The sequence below is a fragment of the Candidatus Korarchaeota archaeon NZ13-K genome, from assembly GCA_003344655.1.
In the GTDB taxonomy this organism is placed as follows: Archaea; Korarchaeota; Korarchaeia; order Korarchaeales; family Korarchaeaceae; genus Korarchaeum.
Map to the genome: position 1 here is coordinate 23,719 of MAIU01000010.1, position 6,321 is coordinate 30,039.

At 56.4% G+C, this 6,321-nt stretch carries 8 protein-coding genes; 2 read left to right on the forward strand and 6 right to left on the reverse strand.

All coding sequences use genetic code 11. From position 1 onward, the window contains the following. Positions 1–40: 40 nt before the first annotated feature. Genes BA066_02490 through BA066_02510 form a run of 5 tightly spaced genes read right to left on the reverse strand, consistent with a single transcriptional unit; the run spans position 41 to position 3,242 of the window. On the reverse strand, positions 41–424 hold the full coding sequence (locus BA066_02490) for a 50S ribosomal protein L7ae (GenBank protein RDD53826.1): 384 nt from the start codon (positions 422–424) through the stop codon (positions 41–43). A gap of 26 nt (positions 425–450) precedes the next feature. Beyond that, positions 451–1,527, reverse strand: coding sequence for a type 2 isopentenyl-diphosphate Delta-isomerase (locus tag BA066_02495; protein ID RDD53827.1), 1,077 nt, complete (start codon positions 1,525–1,527; stop codon positions 451–453). Further along, positions 1,524–2,375 (reverse strand): MEMO1 family protein, encoded by an 852-nt coding sequence (locus BA066_02500; GenBank protein RDD53833.1) that lies wholly within the window; start codon positions 2,373–2,375, stop codon positions 1,524–1,526. The genes BA066_02495 and BA066_02500 overlap by 4 nt, the downstream gene beginning before the upstream one ends. 5 nt (positions 2,376–2,380) lie before the next feature. Then, the gene (locus tag BA066_02505) at positions 2,381–3,034 is read right to left on the reverse strand and encodes a 30S ribosomal protein S2 (protein ID RDD53828.1); all 654 of its coding nucleotides are present in this window, start codon (positions 3,032–3,034) and stop codon (positions 2,381–2,383) included. A gap of 4 nt (positions 3,035–3,038) precedes the next feature. Further along, positions 3,039–3,242, reverse strand: coding sequence for a DNA-directed RNA polymerase subunit N (locus BA066_02510; protein ID RDD53829.1), 204 nt, complete (start codon positions 3,240–3,242; stop codon positions 3,039–3,041). Positions 3,243–3,321: 79 nt separating this feature from the next. Between BA066_02510 and BA066_02515 the strand changes: the two genes are divergently transcribed. Further along, on the forward strand, positions 3,322–4,317 hold the full coding sequence (locus BA066_02515) for a replication factor C small subunit (protein ID RDD53834.1): 996 nt from the start codon (positions 3,322–3,324) through the stop codon (positions 4,315–4,317). After that, positions 4,229–5,539 (forward strand): replication factor C large subunit, encoded by a 1,311-nt coding sequence (locus BA066_02520; protein RDD53830.1) that lies wholly within the window; start codon positions 4,229–4,231, stop codon positions 5,537–5,539. The genes BA066_02515 and BA066_02520 overlap by 89 nt, the downstream gene beginning before the upstream one ends. Here BA066_02520 and BA066_02525 read toward each other — a convergent pair. Then, positions 5,513–6,321: hypothetical protein (locus BA066_02525; protein RDD53831.1), on the reverse strand; the 809-nt coding region annotated here is incomplete at its 5' end. The two genes, BA066_02520 and BA066_02525, sit on opposite strands and share 27 nt — an antisense overlap.

A 6,321-nucleotide genomic window follows, 5' to 3' on the forward strand; every position in this document is an offset into this window, starting at 1 on the left:
ATGAAAAAGGTGGTCAGTGAAATTTAAAGGTAGCTCAGCCTCAGGAACCCTTGATCTCCTTCATCTTGTCCTTCAGAGCCTCTAACAGACTCTTGGCCTGTCCTGCGTCGAGCACAGCCACCGAGGAGGCTGATACCTCGAGACCCGCGGCCTTGCCCAGTTCCTCCTTCGATGGGACATATGCGTATGGTATACCCTTGTCCTCGCAGAGCAGTGGTAGATGTGCCACTATCTCCGGAGGATTGACGTCCTCAGCTATAACGACGAAGAGGGCCTCTCCTCTCTCCACGGCCTTGGTCGTCTCATTTACTCCCTTCCTCAGCTTTCCTCCCGTGGTCCGGGACATCTGGACCAGCTCGAGGATCTTGGGTACGAGGTCCTTGGGGACCTCAAACCTCACGTAGGAGGGTTTGTCCCGCGTCATCCTTCATTCCCCCCCATCCTCCTGACCTAGGAATATAAAAACGTGAGTCTCGATCTCGCCAGGGAGAGGAGGGGCTCCAGAAGGTAGTATGACCTCCTCAACCTGAGCTGATCGGGTGTCAGAGAGCCAGTGAGAAAAAGAGCCAGCTTCAACTCAAATTTGAAGCTTCTCAGTAATCTTGTCACATCCTCAGCCCCCCTCATCGCTGCCAGGAGGAAGGGCCTGGCCGCTCCCGCCGCCCTGGCCCCTAGGGCTATGCATTTGGCCGCATCCAGACCGGATCGGACTCCACCGGAGCCTATCACATTTAAATCGGCCTTTGAGGCCTCAATTATTGATATCGGTGTCGGTATTCCCCAGTCAGCGAACCTGATGGAGGCCTCCCTCTCCATGGACCCCTCGGGGGCCCTCTTACCCTCTATCAGGGACCAGCTGGTTCCCCCCTGGCCCGCAACGTCCAAGTACTCCACGCCGACACTCCTCAGTGTGAGCGAGAGCTCGTGAGAGACGCCGCTACCCACCTCCTTAACGATCACGGGGACGTCAAGCTCCCTCACTAGATCTCTCAGAGCTATAAGCGAATCTGAGAAGTCTTTATCACCTTCAGGTTGAATTATCTCCTGAAGCGGGTTCAAATGTATGGCTATGGCATCAGCATCTATCATTTCAACGGCCCTCTTCGCGTTATCGATGCCCTCCTCCCCGAGCACGTGGGATATCCCAAGATTGGCAATAACAGGGACGTCTTGGGCGATATCTCTCACTATTCTGTATGTTTTTACCAACGAACTCTCCAATAAAGCAGCTCTCTGGCTACCGACACCAACAGCTACCCTCTCGTTTTGGGCGGCCTTTGCTAGGGCTTCGTTTATGGAGAGTGCCGTCTCATGTCCCCCGGTCATACCCTCTATGAGCAGGGGGGCCTCTAGCTCGTACCCCAAAAACCTCCAGCTCAGGTCGACGTCGTCAAAGGAATGATCGGGTAGAGCGTTGTGCACCAACCTGACGAAGTCGAACCAGTTGCACCTCGAGGAGAGATCCACCTCATCGAGTAACGCCATGTTTATGTGCTCTGCCTTCCTCCTGTTCGTGAGATCGCTCATCTCCTGAACACCACCGAGGCGTAGCCGACGACGAAGCTCCTATCACCGCTGGTCTCAGCGCTAGTGGAGTACCTGACGAGCTCCCCCCTGGAAACTCCCTTGAGCTTAGCGAAGGATATTGCCACCGACGCCGGCCCAGGGCCGCACATGCTCACATCTAGGTCCCGAATGACCCTGAAGAGTGCCTCGACGTTCATGCTGAGGATGGCCTCCAGGGCGGCCCTGTCCCTCCTGATGGCCTCATCCTCGGGCAGGTAGTGGGACATGTCCGAGGAAGCTATGACGACAACATCCCTTCCCATGCCCTCCGATGCCAGGGCTATTGCCCTTCCCAGCTCAACAGATGGGCCCGGTTCTTGGATGCCCATGACTATCGGGACCACCCTCAATCCGGAGCCGTAGATGGCCTGCAAGAACGGTATCTGGACCTCAACGGAATGCTCCCAAGCGTGAGCCAGATCATCGAAATCAAGATCGTTGAAGTGATCGGATATGGCCTCAGCGAGCTCGAGATCCACCTCAACCCTCCCCAGGGGGGTCTCCCAGAACTTGGATTTAGTGACGGCGAACGCGGACCCCAGGCCAGTGTGATTGGGACCGACTATAACGAAGCTGTCGGGAACACCGTCTTGAGCTAGGATGGAGTAAGCTGAGGCAGCAGTCCTTCCCGAATAGATGTAACCGGCGTGGGGTGATATCATGGATGCTACTCTCCTCTCCCCGGCCTCATCGGGCCGAGGTATTCCGCTGGCGCCGGCGCCCCTGAAGAGGGATTCCATCAGCTCCAGCAGGGCGTCGCTCCTGGAGGGGTAGAAGGAGCCCGCTACGGCTGGCCTCCTCACCCCCAAAGGGATCACCTTACTCCCATTATTCTAGTAGCGAAGTCCTCATAACTCTCGGGGAGATCCCCGTCCATGGGGATGACCTTCCTCTGCCTCAGCACCTCCCTGGTCAGGAGCCAGTAGACGAGAGCTAGGGATCTCCTTCCCTTGTTGTTTGCAGGTATAGCGAGGTCCACGTTCTCTAGCATGCTGTCGGCATCGACCAGGGCCACCACGGGGATCCCCATCTTCACGGATTCAACGTGTATCTGCCTGTCCACCCTTGGATCCGAGAGGAGAACCACGTCAGGTTCGAGGTGAAGTGGAGCCTGGGGATTCGTCAGCGTCCCTGGGAGTATCCTGCCCGTTATGTGCATGGCTCCCGTGTACTCGGCGAACTTCCTGACAGGCTTGAATCCGTATATCCTGGCTGACACTGCGAGCACTCTCTCGGGATCGAACCTCGCGAGGAACTTCCCAGCCATCCTTATTCGCTCATCTATCTTCCTTATGTCGAGTATGCAGAGACCGTCTGGTCTGACCCTGTATATGAACTTCTCCATGTCCTTGGTCCTTATCCCGGTTCCCACGTGAACTCCGGAGAGGAGGTACTTCTGCTTGGGTATCAGCAGATCCTTGTCCTCGACGGGAGGAACGTTCGCCAAACTCGTATCATCGTAGCTCATGCGATCACCTCTCCATCAGGGGTGAGAAGGACAGCTCCAGGTCTGCGAGCTCTATATGGGTTAGGAACATCCTCCTGCAGCAGTATCTGGTTACGTTCATGGAGTCCAGCACCCTCCCGGGGTCCTCCCCAGCCAGGACTCTTCTGGAGAACTCCTCCCACTTGTCCCCTATCACACTGCCGCAGGTGAAGCACCTCACCGGGAACATACGCTTACCTCACCCTCAGGCGCCCAGCTGAGTTATTAAATTATCCCATCGATTCAATGATCCCGAGAAGGTGGTGGGCATGACGTTCGAGCTGTGGGTGGAGAAGTACAGACCGAAAACTCTGGACGATGTCGTGGGTCAGGATGACATAATAAGGGCATTGAAAGGTTTCGTCGAGAGGAGATCGATGCCTCACCTTTTATTCGCTGGACCCGCCGGCACCGGAAAGACGACCACCGCTTTGGCCTTGGCGAACGATCTCTACAAGTCCGAGGAGCTCGTGGCCTCGAACTACCTCGAGCTGAACGCGAGCGATGAGAGGGGGATAGACACCATCAGGACCAAGATAAAGGATTTCGCTAAGACAGCCCCATTCGGCGACGTCCCGTTCAAGATAATACACTTGGATGAGGCTGATAACCTCACAGCGGACGCCCAGCAGGCATTGAGGAGGATAATGGAGATGTACTCAGCTACCACGAGGTTCATATTCGCCTGCAACTACTCATCGAAGATAATAGAGCCGATACAGTCCAGGTGCGCCGTCTTCAGGTTCGGCCCCATCCCGGAGGAGGCCGTTAAGAGGAGGCTGATGATGATAGCTGAGAGGGAGGGGGTCAGCTTCACGGAGGAAGGGATATCCGCCATAATATACGTGGCCGAGGGGGATCTCAGGAGGGCCATAAATCTGCTTCAGACCGCCTCCGTGATGGCCAGCCAGGTGGACTCCAAGGTGGTCTACAGGGTCGCGGGACTCGCTCATCCTGAGGAGGTGAGGGCGATGATAAACTCCGCCCTCAAGGGGAAGTTCCTCTCAGCCAGGGAGGCCCTGAGGAACCTGATGATAAACTACGGGATGTCCGCCCAGGACGTGATAAGACAGCTCAACAGGGAGATAATCGCTAGCAAGACGATACCGGAGAAGGAGAAAGCCAGACTGATGATATTCCTCAGTGAGGTAGACTTCAGAGTGACCGAAGGGGCCCATGGAGACGTTCAGCTCGCTGCAATGCTGGCCAAACTTGTGGAGGTCGGTGAGTCGCATGGGAGAGGTTCCGTGGGTGGAGAAGTATAGGCCCAGGACATTGGATGAGATAAAGGGGCAGAAGGAGGCAGTGGAGGAGATAAGGAGCTGGATCAGGGATGTTAGAGAGGGTAAAAGGGTGAAGCCCCTGCTCATAGTCGGACCCCCCGGTTCTGGGAAGACATCCGCAGCCCATGCGATCGCTAGGGAGCTCGGCTACGATGCCGTGGAGGTCAACGCGAGCGATCTTCGGGACAGGGAACACCTTCGATATGTGGTCGAGAGCTCAAGCGCTGTGAGCCTGCTCACGGGTGGCAGGAGGATCGTGATACTTGATGAGATAGATGCGCTTCCGGGTGAGGGCTACACAATAGCATCGCTTGTGAAGGAGCTCATAGCGAGGGGGAACGTTCCAGTGGTCATGACGGCCAACGATCCCTATGAGAGGCACCTGTACGAGATAAGATCCCTATCAACGATGGTGAAGTTCTCAAGGGTGAGGTGGCAGACCGTCGTGAGCGTCCTCAGGGAGATATGCAAGAGGGAGGGGCTTGAGGTCCCCGAGGAGGTGCTGACGAGGATAGCGAAATCCAGTCAGGGCGATCTTAGGGCAGCTATAAACGATCTCGAGGGTCTGGTGAAGGGCTCGCACAACCTGGCGAGGTACATAGGTGAGAAGTATGGGAAGAGGGACATAGAGACGGATGTCTTCAAGGTGCTGAGTGCCGTATTCTACGGGGAGAACTGTTATCCAGCTTACCTATCCTCCCTGAACCTTGACATGGATCCCGACATGCTCTTCAGGTGGATAGAGGAGAACGTGGCTCACGTCTACGAGGGTAGCTCGCTGGCTCGGGCCTACGAGATGCTGTCGCTTGCGGACCTCATGAGGGGGAGAATAATAAGGACCAACAACTGGAGGTTCCTGGCCTACTTCACCCAGCTGATGACCTTCGGGGTCTGCGCAGCCAAGGAGGAGAGACCCAAAGGGGAGAGGCTCAGGCCCCCCGAGATGATAAAGCAGCTCTCTGCCACGAAGGAGTTGAGGTCTAGGACCAAGAAGTTCCTGGAGGACATAGCGAGGAGGATCCATGTATCCACCGCCTCCGTGAGGGTTGAGATCGTTCCCCTGCTCGTGGCTGATGCCAAGGCCGGTGGGAAGATCGTGAGGAGGTTGTGCAGGGAGTTGGGCATCAGGGAGAGTGACATGAGGGAGATACTATCCGATCTTGAGGAGATCTACAAGCTAGAGCTCGAAGGGAAGGGGGCTTAGGTCCTCCCTGAGCATCTCCTTGAGCTTGATCACCAGCCTATCTGCCGGGATGGATCCCAGTGAGATGAGCGTGGTCTGCCCCCTCATGCCCTCACCCGACTTCTTGGTCTCGAAGAACCCCATGTTCCTGAGGTCCCTCACCTTCTTCCATATCGCGGTGTACTTGTATGGCGTCACTCCGACCTCCTCGCAGATGAGCTTGTACTCCTCCAGGAGGTCGCCCATCCTTATCCAGGACTTGCCCGAGGAGGTCAACCTCCTACCGGCGGCGAGCAGGAGGAGCTTATCGTGGATGTCGAGAGGAGCTATGGTCTCCTCACTTATCCCCACCACGCCGACCCTTGAAGCAGCCTCACTTACGTGATCCGGTGTTATGACCTTGAGTCCCCTCTCCTCGGCCAGCTTAGCCGCCAGATAGAGTATCTTCAGGGCAGTCCTGGCGTTACCGGTATGCTTGGAGAGCTCGACCACCCTATCTATCACCTCCTCATCGTAGCTTCCCTCCTCCAAGGACTCGCTGGCCCTGTACCTCACTATGTCCCTCAGCTGCTCCGGCGTGTACCTCTCGAGCGAGAGCTTCAGTATGAGGAAGCTCCTTATGGAATCATCGAGCATGTAAGGAGGCTCCCACCTTGCCACGGCCACCACCGTCGGGGACCTCGGGACTCCTCCCTCATGCAACCTCAGAATTGTGTAGATGAGGGAGTCGCCGTTCTTCACGTAATCGATCTCATCCAATATCACCAGCATGGGGCCTCCATCCTTGGAGAGGGCCCTCTCCA